The organism is Thermanaeromonas sp. DSM 22490 (assembly GCF_056378755.1).
In genome coordinates this window covers 71,726-94,269 of the sequence record NZ_JBJHHE010000012.1, presented here as the reverse complement: position 1 = coordinate 94,269, position 22,544 = coordinate 71,726, and the positions used below count along the sequence as shown (strand labels likewise).

Here is a 22,544-nt window from a genome sequence, read left to right as displayed (position 1 = left end):
GTAAACAGCCGTTTAGACCAGAGTTTTGGGTTTGAGCAACACTTTATTCGGGGATTAAAGAAGATGAGTTTAAGATGCGCTCTAGCGTTAGCGGTGATGCTGGCCATGGCGCTAGGGAGGATACGAGAAAAGAAAGGAGAAAACCTACGTAGTTTAGTAAAGGCAGCCTAAAGCTAGTGGTAAATATTAGCATGAAGGATGGAAAAAGGATTAGTGTACCCTTTTTGGGGTTATTTTACCAACGCTTGCCATCTCCTTAAGGCTTTTTATATTCCTGAGGCGCCTACCTTTTAATTATAGGGTTGCTTTTGTAAGATTATGTCAAGGCCCTCTACAAAATCGGCCACAACGCAGATGCCTCCACCAAGTTACCCCTTGCCAGGAGGGGGTAGCTGTGGTATAGTTTACAGTAAACTTACACTGTAGGATGGTAGTTTTATATCCGGATTCTTCCGGAGGTAAGCAGGATGGTAGGACGGCAGGAGGGTGAGGTCGTTACCAATAGGGCGTCGCTCCTGGCGGGGTGGCGCTTTTTTTCTATCACCTCCTGGCGGTTGGCCTTACCATCGGAAGGTAAACTGTAAGGGGGGATAAGTTGTGATAGTGGTGATGCAGGGCGGAGCAAGTGAAGAGGAAATCCAGGCCGTAATAAAGAGGCTGGAGGAGGAGGGCTTCAAGGTCCACCTGTCTCGGGGGGTGGTGCGTACGGTAATTGGCGCCATCGGGGATAAAAGCCGGCTGGAATTTCTGGCCCTGGAGGCTATGCCGGGGGTAGAGAAGGTAGTTCCTATACTCAAGCCTTATAAACTGGCCGGACGAGAGTTCAAACCGGAGGATACCATTGTACAGGTGGGCGAGCTCCGCGTTGGCGGGCCGGAGATTCAAATTATTGCTGGGCCCTGCGCTGTGGAAAGCCGGGAACAGTTCTTGGAGACGGCCCATGCCGTGCGTGAGGCTGGGGCCACCATGTTGCGCGGCGGCGCTTTTAAGCCCCGGACTTCTCCTTATTCCTTCCAGGGCTTAGCTGAACAGGGACTGGAAATCTTAGCTGAAGCGCGGGCACAAACAGGCCTGGCCATTGTCACCGAAGTAACGGATCAGACTAAAGCTCAAGCCATAGCTGAAGTCGCTGACGTATTGCAGATCGGTTCACGCAACATGCAAAACTTTGCTCTATTGCAGGCAGTAGCTAAGTTGGATAAACCCGTACTCTTAAAACGGGGGCTATCCGCTACCATAGAGGAATGGTTGCTGGCAGCCGAATATATTCTGGCTGAAGGGAATTTTAAGGTTATTCTTTGTGAACGGGGTATCCGCACCTTTGAGACCTATACCCGCAATACTTTAGATTTAAGTGCGGTGGCGGCGGTAAAACAGCTTTCCCATTTGCCGGTAATAGCCGATCCCAGCCATGGTACAGGTAAAAGGCAGCTCGTAGCCCCCCTGGCCCGGGCAGCAATCGCGGCCGGGGCTGATGGATTGCTGATAGAAGTACATCCCAATCCGGAAAATGCCCTGTCCGACGGGCCGCAAAGCCTAAAGCCCGAACAATTTTCCGCCCTGGTGCGCGAGGTGGCTCAGGTGGCAGGAGTATTAGGGAGGAGTTTAGCACGGGTACAGGGATGAAAACAGTAGCTTATTTGGGCCCAGAGGGAACTTTTTCCCACCAGGCGGCCGTGGTCTGGGCTTCCCGGGTAGGGGCCGTAGCCCTTCTTCCGGTGGATAACCTTCCTGAAGTTATTCAGGCAGTGCATAAGGGTCAGAGTCAGGCGGCGGTTTTGCCCTTAGAAAATTCAATCGAGGGAAGCGTTAACCTGACCCTGGATTTGCTCTTAGAAGAACCGGAGCTCCGCATTATTGGAGAAGTGGTGCTGGAAATTCACCATTGTCTGGCCGGCCGGACCCGGGAATTAGAAAAAATAGAGGAAGTATGGTCCCATCCCCATGCTTTGGCCCAGTGCCGGCGTTTCCTGTCCGGGCATTTGCCCGGCGTTCGCCTGTGTGCGGCCAGCAGCACAGCAGAAGCCATGCGCGTGGCGGCCAGCCGGGAGGACGTGGCCGCCATAGGATCTTCCTTTGCGGCTGCTCTATATCAGCTGCATATCCTTTATGAAGGAATTGAAGATTATCCCGGGAACAAGACCCGCTTCGTGGTGGTCGGCCGGGAGACTCTAGAAGGAGGGGAACCCTATAAGACCTCCCTGGTCCTGGCTGTACCCGAGAACCGGCCTGGAGGCCTTTATGAGGTGCTGCGCTATTTTGCCGAGGCCGGAATTAATTTAACCCGTATAGAATCTCGCCCTACCAAGAAAGAATTGGGCGAGTATCTTTTTTTCCTCGATTGTGAGGGCCATGCGGATTTAGAGCCCCTGTCCGGCGTGTTGGCGTCCTTAAAGTCCCGGACAGCCCTGTTGAAAGTTTTGGGTTCTTATACTTGCCATAAAGAAGGGGAGAGGGCTCATGATTGAACGGGTAGCCATTATTGGCCTGGGATTAATCGGGGGATCCATGGGAATGGCCCTACTCCAGGGGAAAGTGGCCCGAGAAGTGGTGGGTTACGACCGGGAGGCCCGGGCACTGGAACTGGGTCTTGAAGTAGGAGCTATAAGCGAGGTGGCGGGCAGCGCTCCGGCAGCAGTAAAAAACGCGAATCTGGTGATTTTGGCCGTACCGGTAGGCTCTCTGCTGACAGTGGCCCGCCAAATAGCCCCTTATTTGCCGCCTGAGGCGGTGATCACCGATACCGGCAGTACCAAGGGCAGTTTGGTCAGGGACCTGGAAGATATTTTTGGTTCGCGTGCGAATTATATTGGCGGTCACCCCATGACTGGCTCGGAACGGGCCGGCATCGGAGCTGCCGACCGCTATCTCCTGGAGAATGCTGTTTACCTCTTAACCCCTACGGAAAGGACCAATCAGAAAGCCCTCCACTGGCTAGAAAAAATTCTTAAAGCCCTGGGAGCCAGAGTTCTCTGCCTTTCCCCCGAAGACCATGACCGTATAGTAGGCGCGGTTAGCCATTTACCCCACTTAATAGCGGTATCGTTAATGCAATTGGCCGCTAAACTTTCCCAACAGCACCCGCAACTCTTAATGCTGGCCGCCGGCGGTTTCCGGGATACCACCCGCATTGCAGGGGGAAATCCCATCATGTGGCGGGATATTTACTTAAGCAATGCTCAGACCATTCTGGAGATGTTGGAACTCTGGCAACAGGAGCTTCAGAGGTTAGAGGATTTAATAAAAGCGGGGGATGGGACAGGCCTGGAACAAGTTTTACAAAACGCACGGAGTTTGCGGGCTCAAATCCCTGCCCGGCAGAAGGGATTGTTACCTGCTTTACATGAAATTGTGATAACGGTTCCCGACAAACCTGGAGTGATCGGCCATATAGGGCAGATGCTGGGACAAGAAGGGATCAATATTAGCGATATCGAAATATTAAGGGTGCGGGAGGGAGAAGGGGGGACCATACGCTTAGGCTTTACCAGTGCCTCGGCAGCGGAACAGGCCTTAACCGTTTTGCGCCGGCACGGCGTTACAGCCCGCTGGCGGGACAGCAGTTAGGGTCAATGTTAAGCAGCTGAGTTCTCACCAGTTTCGAACCCAGGCCTGCTCAGCTTTAGCTCCGGTATGGCTTCCCTCGCAGGCCAAACTAACACTTGGCCTAAAAGTTTTTGGCAGGTTTCCCGGCAAATTCGACTTCCTGTCTCAATTGCCGGCCGCAAGGTTACCCATGGCCACGGGCCTGCCTTCGCTTTTCGCCAAGCTTAGAGCCTGAGCTGCCGCTCGGGAAAGAACCTCGTTTGAAGCTTAAGCAGGTCTCTCCAGCAGAAAGTGGAGATACGCCAGCTTAAGCAGCAGCGCTTGACAGGCCATAGCTTTCCTGCTAACTTTGGTGTCGGGGAGGAAAAAAGGTTGGACTTAAAAGTAAGGCCAACGCCGGATTTACGAGGCGAAATTACTCCACCCGGAGACAAATCTATCTCCCACCGGGCAGCCATTTTTGCTGCTTTAGCCGACGGGGTGTCGGAGATCAGAGGTTTTCTGGAAGCCGAGGATTGCCGAAGCACATTACGCTGCTTACAGGCCCTGGGAGTTGAGATAGAGAGACCTCGGGAGGGCGTCCTTAAGATCAGGGGGCAGGGACCGGAGGGCCTAAAGGAACCCGAAGATGTGCTGGATGCGGGCAATTCGGGCACCACTATGCGCCTCCTCATGGGCGTACTGGCCGGACAGCCTTTCTATTCAGTACTAACCGGGGACAGGTCTTTGCGCCGGCGGCCCATGGGACGGGTAGCCGAACCTTTAAGGCAAATGGGTGCCCATATTTGGGGGCGTGAAGGGGGTAATCTGGCACCTTTAAGCATAAAAGGGGGAAGCCTGCGTCCCATAGATTATAGTCTGCCGGTGGCCAGTGCTCAGGTGAAATCGGCCATTTTGCTGGCCGGCCTTGGGGCCGAAGGTGAAACAACAGTGCGGGAACCCGTACCTGCCCGGGATCATAGTGAGCGTTTGCTGGAATTCTGTGGAGTAAAAATTAAAAAAGAAGATTTAAAAATTAGCCTCTGGGGACGGCAAAGGTTGCGGCCTTTTCAAATAAATATTCCTGGCGATTTTTCTGCTGCCGCCTTTTTCCTGGTGGCCGCTTGTGTACATCCCCGGGCGGAAATAGTGGTACGCAATGTGGGGCTAAATACCACTCGTACCGGTTTACTCACAGTATTAGAAGATATGGGAGCCGAGATCCAGGTTTATCCGGAAGGACTGAGCGCAGGAGAGCCTTACGGGGTTATCAGAGCCCGGAGCAGTAGTTTGCGGGGAACTAAGATTGGCGGTCCCCTTATTCCTCGTTTAATTGATGAGATACCCGTATTAGCTGTAGCTGCCGCTGTAGCCCAGGGTCATACCATTATTCAGGACGCGGCCGAGTTAAAGGTTAAAGAAAGCGATCGCATCACTACCCTGGCAGTGGAGCTGCGTAAAATGGGAGCAAAAATAGAGACTCTGCCCGATGGTATGGTTTTGGAGGGGGGTACTCTGCACGGGGCAGTGGTGGACAGCCATGGCGATCACCGTTTGGCAATGGCCCTGGCTGTAGCGGGCCTCATCGCCACAGGCGAAACAGTTATCCGGGGCGCTGAATGTATGGCCATTTCCTATCCAGGCTTTATGTCCGATCTGGAGGCTTTAATTAAGTGAGGAGCAATATTGCCATCGATGGGCCGGCTGGTGCTGGCAAGAGTACGGTAGCTCGGCAGGTGGCGGAGAGGCTGGGCTATTTATATATCGATACCGGGGCTATGTACCGGGCCCTTACCTGGAAGGCCTTACACAAAGGCATAAATGTCGACGACGAGAAGGCCTTGACTGAGCTGGCGGCAACTACTTCTTTGGAGTTTAAAAAAGTGTCGCCGGAGGAAATAGCAATTTATTGCGATGGACATAACGTAACTAAAGAGATCCGCAGCCCGGAAGTTTCGCAGCAGGTATCCATTGTGGCCGCTTTACCCGGGGTACGTGAACAACTGGTCAAACTGCAGAGAAGAATGGCTGCCGGAGGCGGAGTAGTAATGGATGGACGGGATATCGGCACTCACGTATTGCCGGAGGCAGCCTATAAGTTTTTTTTAACTGCTTCTTTAGAAGAGAGGGCTAAGAGGCGCTGGAAAGAGCTGGTAGCCCAGGGGAAGCAGGTATCTCTGGAAGAAGTAAAGAGGGAAATTGAAAAACGCGACCGGCAGGATAGCCAGCGGGCTGTGGCTCCTTTAAGACCGGCTCCGGAGGCTATTGTTATCGATACCACCAACCTATCACCCGATGAGGTAACCGCACATATTTTATATATAATTAGGCAAACTTCCTAAAAGGAAGGGGTTAACCCCGTTTTGTTTTACCGTTTTGCGAAGTTTATCTGCTATCTCTTTCTTCGCTACGTTTGTCGCTGGCGGGTAAAAGGGCAAGAGCTTTTCCCTAAAGAGGGGCCTGCTATAGTGGTGGCTAACCACCGATCCCTTTGGGATCCGGTGGCCGTAGGAGTAGCCGTCCCTCGCCAGGTGCGCTTCATGGCCAAGGAAGAGCTCTTTCAAATACCCGGGTTAGGAGTCCTTTTACGCGCTTTAGGGGCCTTTCCTGTCAAGCGAGGCAGATCCGACCGGGCTGCCCTCCAGGCCAGCCTGGAAGTACTGCGGCAAGGCCAGGTAGTGGGAATGTTCCCCGAGGGCACGCGGGTTCGGGCGGGGGAACTCGGGCGCTTCTATGGGGGTGCGGCGCTCTTATCCTTGAAAACGGGCGCGCCCCTGGTGCCCGTTGCCCTGAAGGGTACCGATAATATCTTTCGTAAAGGATGGTTTCATCCTTTTTATGTGACTATTGGTGCCCCCCTTTTTCCTCGCCGCAGCGGCAGTTATACCCCTCAGGAGGTAGAAGAGCTAACTGAGCAGTCGCGTCAAGCCATAGCCAAATTGCTGCAGGAATTATAGGTTTTTAGGATTAGAGGCAGGAATTAGCCGATTTTTCGCGAACTCTTATTAACGTTACAAGGAGAAGATGACCCGGTGGATGTGATCGTCGCCGACTATGCGGGGTTTTGTTCCGGTGTCGCGCGGGCCGTAAAAAAAGCTGAGACAGCTCCGAAGCCCATAGCTTCGCTAGGGCCTCTAATTCACAACCGTCAAGTAGTAGAAGACTTGGCGGCTAAAGGCGTGCGGCCAGTTGCCGGTTTAGAAGAAGTGAAGGAAGGAAGAGTACTACTACGCTCTCATGGGGTACCACCACAGGTGCTGGCTGAAGCTAAGGAAAGAGGGCTGGAAGTGATAGATGCAACCTGCCCTTTTGTACAGCGGGCCCAGAAGCTGGCGCAGGAGCTTATGACTTCCGGTTTTGAATTAGTCATAGTCGGCGAGCCGGAACATGCCGAGGTCAGGGGACTGGTAGAGTGGGCGGGAGGAAAGGCTGTAGTAGTATCTTCAGCGGAAGAGGCTGCTAATTTAGCTTACCATCCACGGCGGGCAGTGATTGCCCAGACTACACAGTCGCCAACGACGTTTGAGGCAGTAGTGGAAGCTTTACGGCCGAAAACCGGCGAGTTGGTGGCATACAATACCATTTGTGAGGCCACCAGGCGCCGGCAGGAGGCGGCAGTAGAGCTGGCCCGGCAGGTTGACGTTATGGTGGTGGTGGGTGGTAAGGAAAGTGCCAACACCCGCCGCCTTGTGGAGCTTTGCCGGGCGACAGGTACGCCCACTTACCATGTGGAGCAGGCTGGAGAGCTGAGCCACCAGTGGTTTGTAGGTGCTCGTAAGGTAGGGGTGACTGGTGGTGCTTCAACTCCGGCGTGGATTATTGAGGAGGTAGTGCGAATGTTGGAGGAGCTGCAAGTAGTTTTGGAGGAAGAAAAAGCCCCCGAAGTCGGCGGTAATGAAGTGAAGGAGCATACAGAGGAAGTCAGAGGAGAAAGTGCGCCAGAAGGGCAACATGAGATGGAAAAAGAGATACCGAAGTTGCGGCGCGGCAGCATCATAAGCGGTACGGTGGTGCAAGTCCGGGATAATGAAGTTTTGGTGGACGTGGGAGCCAAATCTGAAGGGATCATCCCCTTAAATGAGCTTTCCTATCGCGGCTTCAACGATCCCTCTGAGGTCGTGGAAGCGGGACAAGAGATTCAGGTGATGGTTCTTAAGCCCGAAAATGAAGAAGGGCATCCCGTACTTTCCAAAAAACGCGCCGACCGCCGTATTGCCTGGGACAGATTGGAGGCTGCCTTTGCTAGCGGAGAAGAGATTTGCGGAGAAGTTATTGGCATAGTCAAGGGCGGTCTGTTAGTAGATGTGGGTGCGCGCGGTTTTGTGCCGGCTTCTTTAGTAGAGCGGGGCTATGTGGAAGACTTAAATTCTTATATGGGCAAGAAATTGCGCCTGCGCGTCATTGAACTGGACCGGGCGAAAAATAAATTGGTTCTTTCCCAGAAAGCCATTCTGGAAGAAGAATTTGAAAAGCAGCGCCAGGCTACGTGGGATAGTTTAGAACCAGGGCAGGTACGGAAAGGGATTGTTCGGCGGTTAACCAATTTTGGAGCTTTTGTGGATTTAGGCGGTGTAGATGGGCTCCTGCATGTTTCCGAAATATCCTGGGGGCGCGTGGAACACCCGCAGGATGTTTTGACCGAAGGCCAGGAAATTGAAGTTAAAGTTTTAGGAATCAACAAGGAAGAAGGCAAGGTTTCTTTGGGACGCAAACAGCTCTTGCCCAATCCTTGGGATACTGCAGAAGAACGCTACCCGGTCGGTACCATCGTGGAAGGCAAAGTATTACGTTTCGCTCCCTTTGGGGTCTTTGTGGAAGTGGAGCCGGGAATTGAAGGGCTGGTGCATATTTCCCAGCTGGCCGAACACCACGTAGAGAAACCCGAAGATGTAGTGAGCATAGGGCAGACTATTCCCGTCAAAGTGTTAAAGGTGGACCAGGAAGCCCAGCGAATGAGCCTCAGCCTGCGCCAGGCCTTAAGAGACAAAAAGAAGCAAGAAAATCCTAAACCGGCCGGAAAATACCAGGAAGAAGATAGCGAAAGTGGTGTCAAATTGGGGGATCTGTTTGGTGATCTTTTCGGAACAGAATAATCCTAGATTTCAACGCAAGCTGGACCACCTCCAACTTTACCAGGAGGGTTGGGGCGAGCAACCTAATGGCTTTAAAGATGTCCATTTAGTACACCAAGCCTTGCCGGAACTGGATTTAAGTGAGATCGATGTAACCTGCCGGTGGCTGGGGAAAACCCTGGCCGCCCCTTTTATTATTAATGCCATGACGGGAGGAACCCCGGCCAGCCTGTCCATTAATCGTTCTTTAGCCCGGGCTGCTGCTCGAACCGGTATTGCTATGGCCGTGGGTTCCCAGCGGATAGCCCTGGAAGAACCAGAAGCCCGAGCCAGCTTTTCTATAGTGCGCGAAGAAAATCCAACAGGCATAATTCTTGCCAATATTAGTGCCAGCACTTCCACAGCCGATGCCCGTCGGGCGGTAGAGATGATTGCTGCCGATGGTTTACAGGTTCATCTTAACGTCCTGCAGGAATTGCTGATGCCGGAGGGAGATCGCACCTTTCGGTATTACCAACAGAGAATAGCTGAAATGGTCGCGGCGGTACAGGTACCGGTTATTGTTAAAGAGGTGGGTAACGGCATATCCCGGGAAGTGGCCCTGGCGTTATATGGCTGTAGAGTCAGGCGGATAGATGTGGGCGGCTCCGGGGGTACGAATTTTGCAGCCATCGAAAGCCGACGGGCCGGGGTGGAGAAAAGTTCCTATATTGGTTGGGGCTTGCCTACGGCAGTAAGCCTGGCAGAAGTGGCTTCTTCCGGGCTACCATTAGAAATTATAGCCAGCGGGGGTATTGAAAGCCCTCTGGAAGCTGCCAAGGCCCTGGCCCTGGGTGCTAGCCTGGTGGGTGTGGCCGGATATTTCCTGAAGGTATTACTAGAAAAGGGCGAAGATCATCTAATAGCCGAGATCGAATTGTGGAAGAAAGAGCTTAAGAACATCTGCCTGCTGTGTGGAGCCCGTAATATTAGAGAGCTAAAGCGAAAACCGGTAGTTGTTACAGGGCTTACTTACCATTGGCTGGTAAACAGAGGTATTGACCCTGCCCGCTTTGCTAGTCGTTAAATCTGTGGACAGTATATTTCTCCCCTTTTCAGCGCAATATATAGCTGGAAAGGGGAGATTTTTTATGGCCGGTTATCCCTTAGGTGTTATAGCGTTGGTAGTTGTTTTTCTCCTAATCTATTTTGGGCTGGCTCAAAGGGTCTTGGATCGCCTGTACTTAAGCGATAAGGCAGCCCTGGCCTTGGTAGCTGCCACCATTGTAGGCAGCTTTATCAACATCCCCTTAACGCGGGGGAGAATTGTCAGTTCTATTAACGTTGGTGGTGGATTGATTCCTCTAGGTCTGGCCTTCTATGTATTGTATCGTGCCGGTACGAGAAAGGAGGTCGCTAGGGCTCTACTGGCTGCAGCGGTTACCGCAGGAGTAGTTTTTGGCCTTAACAGCTGGTTAATGCGGGGACGCGAGCCCTGGGATTTTGCCATGAATATCCTGGATCCCCTCTATTATTACCCTTTGGTGGCCGGGGGAATAGCTTATCTTGTGGGGCGCTCGCGCCGGGCGGCCTTTGTAGCCGCCATATTGGGTGTGCTCGCTCTGGATGTGATTGATTACATTGTATTGGCTACCTCGGGGGTGCGCGGTACAGTAGCCATAGGGGGGGCTGGAGTCATGGATGTCAGCCTTTTGTCAGGTATTGTAGCTGTCCTTCTGGCAGAACTGGTAGGCGAGGCACGGGAGCGCCTGCAAGGAGGCCCGGCAGTGGAAGGGCGAGCCAGAACCCTTTTAGAAGGTCTACGCCTCACGCCGGCTAAAAAGGCCTTGCCAGAAGAGAAAAGGGGCGGTGAAGACCGTGACTAAAAGATTTACCGGATACGTACCTTTAAGCTTGCTGCTGGCGGCCATAATTAGCCTGGCTTTGACCTACAAGCTATGGCTTCCGGAAAGACCAACCCTTTTGCCAGCAGTCAATTTTAAAGGTTTAAATCTTACCTTGAAGGAGCATACGGTAGGCCCGTATACCACTTTGGTAGACGAACAGGGACGAGTACTAGATAAAATGGCCCGTACAGTTTATAAAGACGATGAATTCATTGCCGAAGATAACTACCGCTACCGGGTTGCCCGCATAGAGGGGGACAAAGCTATATGTACCCGGGTGGGCCGGGAAGAAGTTATGCTGGAAAAGGAATCTCTATCCTCGGCTTCGCTGGGTGAAAGCCTGCCTGCCCAGGCAGGGGGAGCAAAGAATTTAATAGCTATTTACCATACTCATAGCGACGAGTCTTATGTGCCCACCGATGGTACTGAAAGTATCCCCGGGCAAGGGGGCATTTTCAAAGTGGGAGCAGTGTTTGCCAGTAAATTGCGCAGCCTGGGGGTAAATGTAGATCACGATCTTTCAGCCCACGAACCCCATGACAATAATTCTTATAAACGTTCCCGGCGCACAGCCATGCAGCTTATACAGAAAGGACCTGCTGCTATCTTTGATATTCACCGCGACGGTGTTCCTGACCCCACTTTTTACCAGCAGGTTGTAGCCAATCAAAGTATTACCAAAGTGCGGCTGGTAATAGGCCGGGAAAACCAGAATATGAATGCTAATCTAGACTTTGCCAAAAAGATCAAGGCTGCTGCTGACGCTAAATATCCCGGACTTATTCGCGGGATTTTTATCGGAGCAGGTAGCTATAATCAGGACCTTTCACCCCGGGCCGTTCTTTTCGAAATAGGTACCCATACCAATACCCGGGAAGAGGCCCAGCGAGGCGCGGGACTGCTGGCTGATGTAATACCCACGGTTTTAGGCATTACTCCCCAGCCAGGGCCTGCTGCGCCCAGTACGCCTGGCGACTGGAAGGGTGTTCTCTTTGTTATCCTGGCTTTTGTAATTGGCGGCGGAGCCTTCCTGATCTTAAGTTCAGGCGGGTGGGATAAAGCTTTAGCCAGGTTAAAACAATATACTTCCGTGGAATGGACCAACCTTTTAGGGCCGCGCTGGCGCCAGCGGGTGGAGAAGGGCCGCGAGGAAGGAAATGTTCTTAAGAAAGAGAAGGTACCGGCGGAAAAATTAGCGCCAAATGATGAGAGGAAAGACTGGCAGAAGGATTGACAATGGATGCCCTCACTTTGACTTTACTGGTCGGCGTCTCCGCAGGATTAATCTGCCGTGTCTATCTTCTGCGCAGCGACTACCGGCGGTATCCCGGTTATCCCCATAGCGTAGTAACTCATCTTTCCCTGGCAGCCATAGCTTCGTTGATCGGAGCTGTGGCTGTTCCAGCTCTGGCCGCCCGAGAATACACGGCCGTTACATTTCTGGCTCTGGTAGCCCAGCAATTCCGTGAAATACGCAACCTGGAGAGGAAGTCCCTAGCCGAACTAGAAGAACGGGAACTGGTCCCGCGCGGCCGCGATTATATTGAGGGTATCGCCCGTGTGTTTGAATCCCGGAATTACCTGGTTATGTTCACTTCTCTGGGAGCCAGTATAGCTACTTTTTATTTCCATTGGTTAGCGGGAATCGCCCTGGGGGCCCTTCTTACCTATATCAGCGGCCATTTTAAGAGGGGACAATATTTAGGGGAGATTGCCACGGTAGAACCCGCCAATATAACTTTTCGCGGGCCTTTTCTAACTATTAACGGTGTAGTAGTCATGAATGTAGGGTTAAAAAAATCCCGGGAAAAAATTTTGCGCGAAGCTCTGGCTGTAGTAATCAAACCTAAAAATGATGATGCCCGGGCTGTCTTACATGATGCCGGCCAAAGGCAAGCTATACTCCATACGGTGGCTACCCTTTTAGGCACTAAGCTGGATATTGGCGAGCAGGAATGGACACCCCTGGCCCGCAAAAACATTGATACCGGCGAACTGGTCCTTTATGTTTTGCCCAATGAGCCCGATATGGAATGCCTCTTGCAGGCGGTGCGCATGACGCCGGTTTTGGAAAGCGCCGTTACCCGGCCTTTAAAAAGCCGGGTAGGGCGCGCTGCTGCCGATTAAAGCAGGAGGGATTTTGGTGTCTCTGGAGTGGAGAGGCAATATTTTGGCCGTTATTGTTACACGATCCGCTAGGGAAAAGGTGTGGGGCGGGGGAGCCCCTATCTTTTTAGTTGAAGATGAAGAGGAACAGCAGAAATTGGGATTAACTTTTAGCCGCATGCTGGATGCCATGGCCCATGACCTGGACAACGGGGTCATGGTCATCGTCAGGCACTAAGATAATGTTATGAAGATAATCTATCACTGCTTTGGTGGAGCTCACTCTTCTATAATAGCGGCGGCTATTCATCTGGGCATGCTACCCGGTGACCGCCTGCCTGCCGCTGACGAAATTAGAGCCATGCCCCATTTTGATCGTCCCCCCCAAGGAGGGGAAGGACAAATTATCTTCATGGGTAAGGACAACTTTAACCATGAAGTTTACGCAGCGGGTAAACGGGGAATGGGGGAGGCTTATGAGAATCTCCTATACGATCTAGTGGAGGCTTTGGGTTTACCTCGAGAAGAGCTTCTCCTGCTCGATACTTCACCCCTGGTAAACTGGCCCATGATTATAGGGGGTTTTCTCTCCCGCCGCGTAGGGATAAGCATCTTGGGCCGGCCCATAGTAACCTGGGGCGTAAGACGCTCTTTTTTCCGCCTGGTGGCCTTTGTGGAACAAAATCGTTACCTGTGGGAGAAAAAGCAGCAGTGGTAGTTGTTTATACTTGTTTTAACGGTATCCTGGCAGCTCTGGTAGCGGCAAATCTCCACTTGGGCAAATTATCCTCCGCAAAAGGCCCCGCCTGTAAGGAATTGCTTGCCCTCCCTTATTTTAATCAGCGGATAAGAAGGGGGAGGCTTTTGTTTATAGGCCAGGACCATCGCGGCCACTGCGTTTATATTGCAGCGGTGGGGCCCTATGGAAAGCTGGTACGCCAGATTGTTAGCAGTTTCCTACAAATATGGGGTTTGCCGGAGAAGACAGTTATGCTAATAGATGTAGGAGAAAAGGCCTCCTCGCTCGTCCTTTTAGGCTGTTTGTTAAAAGCACCAAAACTGATCCACTGGGGCCTTAAAAAAAGCCACCAGCGGCTATGCCAGCTGGTGGAGGAGGTAGCAGTTTTAAAACTTGACGTTACCGGTAAAATATTGGATAATGGGGGCGAAAAATAGAAGGAGCGAAGGGATTTTGCCGAAAAAAACAGGAGTTAAGATAGCTGCTGTACGGCCGGGAAGCATTGCTGCCGAGCTAGGCGTGAAACCGGGAGATATCCTGGTCTCCATAAATGGCGAGAAGGTACCGGACATTATCGCTTACCGCTATTTGACCGCGGAAGAAAATATTGAAGTTGAAATTATAAAACCCGGCGGTGAGCATTGGGTCCTGGAAATTGAAAAAGAATATGATGAAGATCTGGGGCTGGAGTTTGCCGAAGCCACCTTTGATGGGTTGCGGCGCTGCAATAATAAATGCCTTTTTTGCTTTGTGGACCAAATGCCTGCGGGCCTGCGGCCCAGCCTCTACATTAAGGATGATGATTATCGCTATTCCTTTTTACACGGTAACTTCATTACTTTGACCAATTTGCGGGCGGAAGACTGGGAACGCATCTGCCGCTGGCGAATAAGCCCGCTCTATGTTTCCGTGCACACTACCAATGCCGCTTTACGCGCCCGCTTGCTAGGGAATAAACGGGCTGCTCCTATTTTAGAACAGCTGGAGCGGTTAAGGAAAGCGGGCATTGAGTTTCACGCTCAAATTGTCCTCTGCCCCGGTATCAATGATGGAGCTGAGCTAGATAAAACTTTAGAGGATCTGGCCCGCTTTTTTCCGGCTTTGCGCTCCATAGCTGTAGTACCTGTGGGATTAACTTGTCACCGGGAAAAATTGTTTCCCCTGCGCCGTTATACCCCGCTGGAGTCGCGAAAAGTGGTACAGCAGGTAGAAGGATGGCAGCATAATTTTCGTCTTCGTTATGGAGTAGGTTTGGTCTATGCTGCCGATGAATTCTATCTTTCAAGCGGGCTGCCCCTGCCTCCGGCCTCCGCTTATGACGGTTTTCCCCAGGAGGAAAATGGGGTAGGTTTAACCCGTATCTTTCTGGATGAATTCTACCACCAAGTCGAAAAGTTATCCCAGAGTTTTTCCTTACAGCGCCGGGTAGTGGTGGCCACCGGGAAACTGGCTGCCCCGCTTATAAGCAAGCTGCTAACTCATATCCAAGACAGAATAGAGGGCTTGGAAGCCAGGGTGGTGGGGATTGCGAACTCTTTTTTCGGGCCCCAGGTAACCGTGGCGGGTTTACTCACAGGCCAAGACCTGCTAAAGGGTTTATCCGCAGCAGAAGTGGACCAGGAGGAGGTTGTCCTTATTCCCGATGTTATGTTAAAAAGGGATGCTCCTGTATTTCTGGATGACTGGAAGGTGGAAGATTTGAGAGCCCGTTTAGGCCGGCGGCTCGTGGTGGTTCCTACCAGCGGGAAGGAGCTGGTAAAGGCCCTGCTGGGGAGGGAGAAGGGTGAGTAAGCCGGTAGTGGCCATTGTGGGCCGGCCCAATGTGGGAAAATCTACTTTATTTAACCGCCTGGTGGGTGGGCGGATCGCTATCGTGGAAGATGTGCCAGGAGTAACGCGGGACCGCCTTTATCACGACACTGATTGGCAGGGCTATGAATTTACCCTGGTGGATACAGGTGGTATTACCGATAAACCGGAAGGTTTGGAAACCGAGGTGAGAAAACAGGCGGAGCAGGCTCTATCAGAGGCGGATGTTATTCTGTTCTTGGTAGATGCTCGGGAAGGGCTGACAGCTGATGATTTTGCCGTAGCTGACATTCTGCGCCGGTCAGAGCGGCCTGTGATTCTGGTGGCCAATAAAGTGGATAATTTTGAGGATTTGTCTATTCTGCAAGAATTTTACAGGTTGGGTTTAGGCGATCCTTTTCCCATTTCTGCAGCCCATGGCTTAAATGTAGGAGACCTCCTGGACAAAATTGTGGAACTTTTACCGCGCAAGATAGAGGAAGAGGGCAGGCAAGGGACGCGGGTTGCTATTGTGGGGCGACCCAATGTGGGCAAGTCGTCTTTGGTCAACCGGTTGCTGGGAGAAGAACGGGTCATTGTAAGCGAGATTCCCGGAACCACCCGTGACGCCATTGACACCTATTTCCGGAAGGGGGATAAAGAATACATTCTCATTGATACCGCGGGTATACGCCGGCGCAGCCGGATAGTAGAGACTACGGAGCGTTATAGTGTCCAGCGTGCTTTTAAAGCCATTGATAGGGCCGATATAGTTTTACTTGTTTTAGATGCTACTGAAGGGGTGACGGAACAGGATAAAAAAATCGCCGGTTATGGTCACGAAAGAGGCAAAGGGGCTATAATAGTAGTAAACAAGTGGGATTTAATACCCAAAGACAGCCACACCTTGGACCATTATCGTAAAGCAGTGCTGCAGGAGCTATACTTTATGGATTATGCACCGGTACTTTTTATCTCGGCTCTTACCGGCCAGCGCGTTCACCAGATATTGCCTACCGTGGATGAGGTAATTGCACAGGCCAGGCATCGGGTAAGTACCGGCCTCCTTAATTCAGTAATTCGGGAAAGCGTGTTGCTTACACCGCCCCCAACGGTAAAAGGTCGAGCGGCAAAAATTTATTATGCCACTCAGGTAGATGTTCAGCCACCCACCTTTGTCTTTTTTGTCAATGATCCCGAAGCCATTCATTTTTCTTATCGCCGCTACCTGGAAAATCAATTGCGCCAGGCTTTCGGTTTCCAAGGGACGCCCTTAAAACTTATTTTCCGGGCCAAAGGAGGAAGGGAGGCATGAAGTGGTTATTCACTTTGCTGGTGGCTTATCTACTGGGCTCCATACCCACAGCTTATGTAGTGGCCAGGTACCTCAAGGGATTTGATATCCGGCGTTATGGCAGCGGCAATGTAGGAGCGACTAATGCCTTTCGGACCATGGGGACTGGACCGGGCCTTCTGGTGCTGGTCATAGACGTGCTGAAGGGTACAATTCCCGTACTTTTGGGGCGGGCGCTGGGAGGGGACTGGCTGGCTGTGCTGGCCGGCCTGGCAGCCATGGCCGGCCACAGTTGGTCTATCTTTTTATCCTTCCACGGAGGCCGGGGCGTGGCTACGGCAGCGGGAGTTTTTCTGGCTTTAGCACCTGCTGCCCTCTTCTGGGCCTTTGTTATCTGGTTGATCGTACTTCTTAGTACCAGGTATGTTTCTTTGAGCTCTATCATGGCAGCTGCGGCGGCGCCAGTTCTTGTGTTACTTTTCCGCCTCCCGTTCCCCCGTTTCCTTTTTACCCTACTGGCTGCCAGCCTCATAATTTACCGGCATAAACCTAACATTAAGCGGTTATTGGCCGGTACAGAGCCCAAATTAGGGGAGAGGAACTAGAGTGCGTCCCAAAACAGCTGTAGTGGGAGCCGGCAGCTGGGGAACAGCTTTAGCCGTTTTGCTGGCCCGGAAAGGGTTCCAGGTTGTGCTATGGGCCCGGAGGGCAGAATTTGCAAACAATTTAAGACAATACAAAGAAAATTCCGCTTATCTACCGGGCGTAATCCTCCCCGATTCTATATTAATAGAAACTGATCTAGCCAAAACAGTAGCTGGGGCCGAAGTAGTAGTTTTAAGTGTGCCCTCCCATGCCGTAAGGGAGATAGCCCGGATGCTTAGACCCTATCTGAAACCGGAAACAATAGTTGTCAATACGGCCAAAGGTTTAGAGGTGGATACAGGTCTCAGGCTTTCCCAGGTGTTGGCAGAAGAAGGTATGGAGAAGTTGGCCGTGCTTTCCGGCCCCAGCCATGCGGAAGAAGTAGGCCGGGGACTTCCAACTACAGTAGTAGTTACCTCCAGACAGAGAAAGGTGGCCGAATACGTGCAAGAAATTTTTATGTGTCCTTCCTTTCGCGTCTATACCAATCCCGATGTGATCGGCGTAGAACTGGGCGGAGCGTTAAAAAATATTATTGCCTTGGCTACGGGCATGTCCGACGGCCTGGGACTGGGCGATAATGCCAGGGCGGCTTTAATGACCAGGGGGCTGGCGGAAATCGCCAGACTCGGAGTGGCTATGGGAGCCAATCCCTTGACTTTTGCCGGCCTGGCGGGCGTCGGCGATCTTATTGTAACTTGTTCCAGTATGTACAGCCGCAACCGGCGGGCCGGCATTAGTTTGGGGGAAGGCCATCCTTTGGAAGAAGTTCTAAATAAGATGGGGATGGTGGTGGAAGGGGTACGCACCACCGCTGCCGCCCGGAAGCTGGCCCAGCAACTGGGGGTACCTATGCCCATAACGGAAGAGGTGTATCAGGTGCTCTATGAAGGAAAGCCGGTGCGGCAATGTGTGGCTGCCCTTATGGAACGGAAACCTACTATGGAAGTGGGTTTTCTAGGAGTCAGTTGGTGCGATTAGTTTAATCCACCCCAAAGTAATAATCCTCAAGCTCAGGCATATATATGTATTGTTAAAACATGCCAAGCGGGACGGTAGAAAAATCCAAGCTTGGGGAGGGAGAAGGGTGGAAAACAGGGATATCTTTCGCGATATAGCTGAGCGCACCGGGGGCGACATTTATATCGGTGTAGTAGGACCGGTGCGCACGGGTAAATCTACTTTTATCACCAGATTTATGGATAAAATGGTCCTGCCCCATATTAAAAATCCCAATGAACGAGATCGGGCCAAAGATGAGCTGCCGCAAAGTGGCGCAGGACGGATGATCATGACTACCGAACCAAAGTTTATTCCCCAAGAAGCAGTAGAAATTACCGTACGAGAAGGGCTAAAGATGCGGGTGCGGCTGGTGGATTGTGTGGGTTATACTGTGGAGGGGGCCCTGGGGTATGAAGGAGCCGAGGGGCCGCGTATGGTGCGTACCCCATGGTTTGATCATGAAATACCCTTTCAACAGGCAGCGGAAATAGGTACGCGCAAAGTTATTACCGACCATGCTACCATGGGTATTGTAGTAACCACGGATGGCAGCATTACGGAGATCCCCCGGGAAAATTATATTGATGCCGAAGAGCGGGTAGTTTGGGAACTTAAAGAACTGGGCAAGCCCTTTGTGGTTTTACTGAATTCTACCCACCCTTTGGATGAAGAGACAGTCAGACTGGCCAACCATTTGGAAGCCGAGTATAATGTTCCGGTGTTGCCGGTGGATTGTCTCCACCTGGAAGAAGAAGATTTTTTAAATATTTTAGAGGAAGCCCTTTATGAATTTCCTGTAATAGAGGTTAATGTCAATCTACCTCCTTGGGTAGAAGAACTAGAGACTACCCATTGGCTGCGGCAGCAACTGGAAGAGGCCGTGCGCGAGGCTATTGGTAAAGTAAAGCGCTTGCGCGACATCGACGGCGCTATTGGGCAGCTCCAATCCTTTGCTTATACTTCTAAGGTGGTTTTACGAGATATGGATTTGGGAACAGGTACAGCTCATATTGATATGTCTGTACGGGAAGGCCTCTTCCATCAAATAGTAAAAGAAGTTACAGGTCTGGATATAAATAACGATAAAGAGCTCTTGCGCTGGGTGCGGGAGCTGGCAGGTATCAAGCGAGAATGGGATAAATTTGTTTACGGTATTCAAGAGGTGCGCAACACAGGCTATGGAGTGGTAACTCCTACGGAAGAGGAGATGGAACTGGCAGAACCGGAATTAATTAAACAAGGAGGGCGTTTCGGGGTAAGATTAAAAGCAACTGCTCCCTCCTATCACTTTATCCGCGCCAACATTACCACCGAAGTCACTCCTTTAATAGGTACGGAAAAGCAGTGCGAAGACTTGGTTAAGTACATTATGGAGGAATTTGAAGAGAATCCTCAAAAGATATGGCAGACTAATATTTTTGGCAAATCCTTAAGCGAACTGGTCAAGGAGAGCATTCAAAGCAAGCTTTATAGGATGCCGGAAAATGCCCAGGTTAAACTACAGGAAACGGTAGAGCGGATTGTAAATGACGGTGGCGGTGGTTTAATCTGTATTATCATATAACTTAAGGAGCAGTCAAGAAGAAGCCGGTTTCAAGGACCGGTTTTTTCTTATCTCTTGACAACTGCTTAATAAAGAGGTATAGTAGGTACCGAACTTACGGACAAAAGAATAAAGCACTGCGACTCTTATCAAGAGCGGTGGAGGGACTGGCCCGATGAAACCCGGCAACCTACTCCTAGGAGTTTTGTAGGGGGAAAGGTGCTAATTCCTGCAGGGCGTTTGCTCTGAGAGATAAGAGGGGTTAAATACAAGCCTCTTCTTATCGGAGAGGTTTTTTTTGTACTTAAATTAAATCCAAGTAAGGAGAGGAGAAAACCAATGAATGGAGAAAAGTACCGTTTTGCTACCCTGGCGGTTCATGCCGGTCAGAATCCCGACCCCGTCACAGGAGCGCGAGCTGTACCCATTTATCAGACGACTTCTTATGTTTTTCGCAATGCTGATCACGCTGCTGCTCTTTTTGCCCTAGAGGAAGCAGGGTACATCTACACTAGAATCATGAACCCGACCACAGATGTTTTTGAACAAAGGGTAGCTGCTTTGGAGGGAGGAGTGGGCGCCCTGGCCACTGCCTCCGGCCAGGCTGCTATAACCCTGGCTATTATTAACATTACTTCTGCGGGCCAGGAGATCGTATCTTCCACCAGCCTTTACGGAGGTACTTATAATCTTTTTAACGTTACTTTCCCTAAGCTCGGTATCAAGGTGCGTTTCGTAGATGGTGCCGATCCCGATAATTTTCGCCGGGCTATTACCGAGAAGACCAGAGCCCTCTACGTAGAAACCATCGGCAACCCTAAACTGGATGTGCCCGATTTAGAAGCTATAGCAGCCATAGCCCACGAAGCTGGTATTCCTTTAATTGTGGACAATACTTTTGCTACCCCTTATCTGTGCCGCCCTTTTGAATACGGAGCGGATATTGTGGTCCATTCGGCCACCAAGTTTATTGGCGGCCACGGTACCAGTATTGGAGGAATTATTGTCGATTCAGGCAAGTTCAACTGGCGCAACGGGAAATTTCCCGAGCTAGTAGAACCCGATCCTAGTTATCATGGAGTAAGCTATGTTGATACCTTTGGCCCGGCCGCTTATATTGTAAAGGCCCGCACCCAGTTGTTAAGGGATCTGGGACCCGCCTTAAGCCCCTTTAACTCCTTCCTTTTCCTTCAGGGTCTAGAAACTCTGCACTTGAGGATGGAGCGTCATAGCAGCAATGCTTTGCAAATTGCCCATTGGCTAAAAGAGCATCCCAAAGTGGCCTGGGTGAGTTATCCGGGTTTGCCGGAGCACCCTAGTTTTCCTTTAGCCCAAAAGTATTTACCTCGCGGAGCAGGAGCTATCCTTACCTTCGGAATAAGAGGTGGCAAAGAAGCTGGCCGCCGCTTCATTGATAATCTAAGGCTTTTTTCGTTGTTAGCCAATGTGGGTGACGCCAAATCCCTGGTAATTCACCCGGCAAGTACTACCCACCAGCAGCTAACAGTGGAAGAGCAGCTGGCCAGCGGAGTAACCGAGGATTTGGTACGCCTGTCCATCGGTCTGGAAGACCCAGAAGACCTCATAGCCGACCTGGACCAGGCTCTGGCTCGGGCCAGTGGATAGATACTGGGATCCAAGATTAAGAAGGAGTAACCCAAAGTGGCGGATGTTGGTCTAGTAAAGACACAATATTATACCTTTGCCGCCCCGCCTGATGAGCTAGTGCTCGAGTGTGGGAAGAAACTGGGGCCCATCACCGTGGCTTATGAAACCTATGGCCGCCTTAATGCTGCAGGCGATAACGCTATTTTGGTGCTTCACGCCCTTACAGGTAGCGCCCATGTGGCCGGCTGGCATCAGATAGGGGAACGCAAGCCGGGCTGGTGGGACCCTATGGTGGGGCCCGGACGGCCTTTAGATACAGAGCGCTATTTTGTCATCTGTTCCAACGTTTTAGGAGGATGCTATGGTACTACGGGCCCCTCTTCCATCAATCCGGCTACAGGAAAACCTTATGGCCTGGACTTCCCCGTGATTACTATCAGGGATATGGTAAAGGTACAAAAGGCGTTGCTCGACAGCCTCGGGGTAAAGCGCCTAGTCACGGCAATCGGCGGCTCCATGGGTGGAATGCAGGCCTTGGAATGGGGGGTCACGTATCCGGATTTTCTCGCTTCTATAATAGTTATCGCTGCCCCGGGACGTACTTCAGCCATGAATATTGCCTTTAACACTGTGCAGCGGGAAGCAATTTATATGGATCCGGGGTGGCGTGGCGGCAACTATTACGGAACGCCAGGGCCAGAAAAGGGTCTGGCTCTGGCCCGTATGATAGGCACTATTACTTATAAGAGCGATGAGTCCTGGTCCTTTAAGTTTGCGCGCGCCATTAACGGAGGCCCGGAAAACTTCTTCCGTTTAGATGGGCGGTTTGAAGTAGAAAATTATCTATATTACCAGGGGCGCAAATTGGTAGAGCGCTTTGATGCTAACTGCTATCTGTATTTGACTAAGGCCATGGATCTCCACGATGTCAGCAGAGGCTTTAGTTCCTATGAAGAAGCCCTGGGCAAGATAAAATCCCCTTGCTTGACCATAGGGATTTCCAGTGATATTCTTTTCCCTACTTATCAGGTAAAAGAAATTGTAGACACAATCAATAAAGTGGGCGGTCGGGCTATTTACCGGGAACTCAATTCTCCTTACGGCCATGATGCTTTCCTTATTGAATTTGCCAAGCTGGGAGCCATTGTTAGGGAGTTTTTGGCAGAAATAAATTAGATAGTACTTCCCGGCAAATTCGACCTCCAATCTCAGTTTGTCTGAGTTGCCGCCCCGGGCATTCTTGCCCTCGGGCGGCTTGTGCTTTTGGCCGAGTTTTTTGCCCGCTCGCTCTAGAGCCAAAACAGGCTCAAAATAGGGGATAACTTAGAGCAGTGGG

The 22,544-nt window shown here is 51.4% G+C and carries 21 protein-coding genes, 1 pseudogene and 1 riboswitch; all 22 genes and pseudogenes read left to right on the top strand.

Going from position 1 to position 22,544, the window contains the following annotated elements; translation table 11 throughout:
* Positions 1-171, top strand: a pseudogene (locus AC1BI1_RS09405) (DDE transposase); the annotation flags it as partial.
* A 426-nt stretch (positions 172-597) separates the two neighbouring features.
* Positions 598-1,626: a 3-deoxy-7-phosphoheptulonate synthase gene (aroF, locus tag AC1BI1_RS09400; protein WP_476717025.1), complete on the top strand. Its 1,029-nt coding sequence runs from the start codon at positions 598-600 to the stop codon at positions 1,624-1,626.
* Complete coding sequence (pheA, locus tag AC1BI1_RS09395; RefSeq protein WP_476717024.1) at positions 1,623-2,468, top strand: prephenate dehydratase; 846 nt, start codon at positions 1,623-1,625, stop codon at positions 2,466-2,468. The genes aroF and pheA overlap by 4 nt, the downstream gene beginning before the upstream one ends.
* Positions 2,461-3,567 (top strand): prephenate dehydrogenase/arogenate dehydrogenase family protein, encoded by a 1,107-nt coding sequence (locus AC1BI1_RS09390; protein WP_476717023.1) that lies wholly within the window; start codon positions 2,461-2,463, stop codon positions 3,565-3,567. The genes pheA and AC1BI1_RS09390 overlap by 8 nt, the downstream gene beginning before the upstream one ends.
* A 351-nt stretch (positions 3,568-3,918) precedes the next feature.
* Entirely contained in the window at positions 3,919-5,202 is a 1,284-nt protein-coding gene (gene aroA / locus AC1BI1_RS09385) for a 3-phosphoshikimate 1-carboxyvinyltransferase (RefSeq protein ID WP_476717022.1), read from the top strand.
* Positions 5,199-5,867, top strand: a complete 669-nt coding sequence (gene cmk / locus AC1BI1_RS09380) for a (d)CMP kinase (protein WP_476717021.1) — start codon at positions 5,199-5,201, stop codon at positions 5,865-5,867. The genes aroA and cmk overlap by 4 nt, the downstream gene beginning before the upstream one ends.
* A gap of 21 nt (positions 5,868-5,888) precedes the next feature.
* Positions 5,889-6,482, top strand: a complete 594-nt coding sequence (locus AC1BI1_RS09375; protein ID WP_476717020.1) for a lysophospholipid acyltransferase family protein — start codon at positions 5,889-5,891, stop codon at positions 6,480-6,482.
* Between the two features lie 75 nt (positions 6,483-6,557).
* Complete coding sequence (locus tag AC1BI1_RS09370; protein WP_476717019.1) at positions 6,558-8,618, top strand: bifunctional 4-hydroxy-3-methylbut-2-enyl diphosphate reductase/30S ribosomal protein S1; 2,061 nt, start codon at positions 6,558-6,560, stop codon at positions 8,616-8,618.
* Positions 8,596-9,663 (top strand): type 2 isopentenyl-diphosphate Delta-isomerase, encoded by a 1,068-nt coding sequence (gene fni, locus AC1BI1_RS09365; RefSeq protein ID WP_476717018.1) that lies wholly within the window; start codon positions 8,596-8,598, stop codon positions 9,661-9,663. The genes AC1BI1_RS09370 and fni overlap by 23 nt, the downstream gene beginning before the upstream one ends.
* Before the next feature lie 64 nt (positions 9,664-9,727).
* Positions 9,728-10,462, top strand: coding sequence for a DUF1614 domain-containing protein (locus AC1BI1_RS09360; protein ID WP_476717017.1), 735 nt, complete (start codon positions 9,728-9,730; stop codon positions 10,460-10,462).
* Complete coding sequence (spoIIP, locus tag AC1BI1_RS09355; protein ID WP_476717016.1) at positions 10,455-11,717, top strand: stage II sporulation protein P; 1,263 nt, start codon at positions 10,455-10,457, stop codon at positions 11,715-11,717. Before AC1BI1_RS09360 ends, spoIIP begins: the two co-directional genes overlap by 8 nt.
* A 2-nt stretch (positions 11,718-11,719) precedes the next feature.
* Positions 11,720-12,610, top strand: a complete 891-nt coding sequence (locus tag AC1BI1_RS09350) for a YIEGIA family protein (protein ID WP_476717015.1) — start codon at positions 11,720-11,722, stop codon at positions 12,608-12,610.
* Between the two features lie 16 nt (positions 12,611-12,626).
* A complete protein-coding gene (locus AC1BI1_RS09345) occupies positions 12,627-12,827 on the top strand; it encodes a capping complex subunit for YIEGIA (protein WP_476717014.1) in 201 nt (66 codons plus the stop codon).
* Positions 12,828-12,836: 9 nt separating this feature from the next.
* On the top strand, positions 12,837-13,307 hold the full coding sequence (locus AC1BI1_RS09340) for a DUF3189 family protein (RefSeq protein ID WP_476717013.1): 471 nt from the start codon (positions 12,837-12,839) through the stop codon (positions 13,305-13,307).
* Positions 13,283-13,765 (top strand): DUF3189 family protein, encoded by a 483-nt coding sequence (locus AC1BI1_RS09335; protein WP_476717012.1) that lies wholly within the window; start codon positions 13,283-13,285, stop codon positions 13,763-13,765. Before AC1BI1_RS09340 ends, AC1BI1_RS09335 begins: the two co-directional genes overlap by 25 nt.
* A 16-nt stretch (positions 13,766-13,781) precedes the next feature.
* Entirely contained in the window at positions 13,782-15,119 is a 1,338-nt protein-coding gene (locus AC1BI1_RS09330) for a DUF512 domain-containing protein (protein ID WP_476717011.1), read from the top strand.
* Positions 15,112-16,431 carry a ribosome biogenesis GTPase Der gene (gene der / locus AC1BI1_RS09325; protein WP_476717010.1) on the top strand — a complete coding sequence of 440 codons (1,320 nt, stop codon included), beginning with the start codon at positions 15,112-15,114 and terminating at the stop codon, positions 16,429-16,431. Before AC1BI1_RS09330 ends, der begins: the two co-directional genes overlap by 8 nt.
* Positions 16,428-17,015, top strand: a complete 588-nt coding sequence (gene plsY, locus AC1BI1_RS09320; RefSeq protein WP_476717009.1) for a glycerol-3-phosphate 1-O-acyltransferase PlsY — start codon at positions 16,428-16,430, stop codon at positions 17,013-17,015. Before der ends, plsY begins: the two co-directional genes overlap by 4 nt.
* Before the next feature lies 1 nt (position 17,016).
* Positions 17,017-18,036 (top strand): NAD(P)H-dependent glycerol-3-phosphate dehydrogenase, encoded by a 1,020-nt coding sequence (locus AC1BI1_RS09315; RefSeq protein ID WP_476717008.1) that lies wholly within the window; start codon positions 17,017-17,019, stop codon positions 18,034-18,036.
* A gap of 106 nt (positions 18,037-18,142) precedes the next feature.
* Entirely contained in the window at positions 18,143-19,621 is a 1,479-nt protein-coding gene (gene spoIVA / locus AC1BI1_RS09310) for a stage IV sporulation protein A (RefSeq protein WP_476717007.1), read from the top strand.
* A gap of 122 nt (positions 19,622-19,743) precedes the next feature.
* Positions 19,744-19,859: riboswitch (SAM riboswitch) on the top strand.
* A gap of 80 nt (positions 19,860-19,939) precedes the next feature.
* On the top strand, positions 19,940-21,226 hold the full coding sequence (locus tag AC1BI1_RS09305; protein WP_476717006.1) for a homocysteine synthase: 1,287 nt from the start codon (positions 19,940-19,942) through the stop codon (positions 21,224-21,226).
* Between the two features lie 36 nt (positions 21,227-21,262).
* Entirely contained in the window at positions 21,263-22,384 is a 1,122-nt protein-coding gene (gene metX / locus AC1BI1_RS09300) for a homoserine O-acetyltransferase MetX (RefSeq protein ID WP_476717005.1), read from the top strand.
* Positions 22,385-22,544: the final 160 nt, after the last annotated feature.

Bases quoted from the DNA above. Each gene is read 5' to 3' on its own strand.
- AC1BI1_RS09390 (WP_476717023.1), top strand. From the start codon at position 2,461: ATGATTGAACGGGTAGCCATTATTGGCCTGGGATTAATCGGGGGATCC.
- pheA (WP_476717024.1), top strand. From the start codon at position 1,623: ATGAAAACAGTAGCTTATTTGGGCCCAGAGGGAACTTTTTCCCACCAG.
- AC1BI1_RS09340 (WP_476717013.1), top strand. From the start codon at position 12,837: ATGAAGATAATCTATCACTGCTTTGGTGGAGCTCACTCTTCTATAATA.
- plsY (WP_476717009.1), top strand. From the start codon at position 16,428: ATGAAGTGGTTATTCACTTTGCTGGTGGCTTATCTACTGGGCTCCATA.
- AC1BI1_RS09360 (WP_476717017.1), top strand. From the start codon at position 9,728: ATGGCCGGTTATCCCTTAGGTGTTATAGCGTTGGTAGTTGTTTTTCTC.
- AC1BI1_RS09350 (WP_476717015.1), top strand. From the start codon at position 11,720: ATGGATGCCCTCACTTTGACTTTACTGGTCGGCGTCTCCGCAGGATTA.
- AC1BI1_RS09305 (WP_476717006.1), top strand. From the start codon at position 19,940: ATGAATGGAGAAAAGTACCGTTTTGCTACCCTGGCGGTTCATGCCGGT.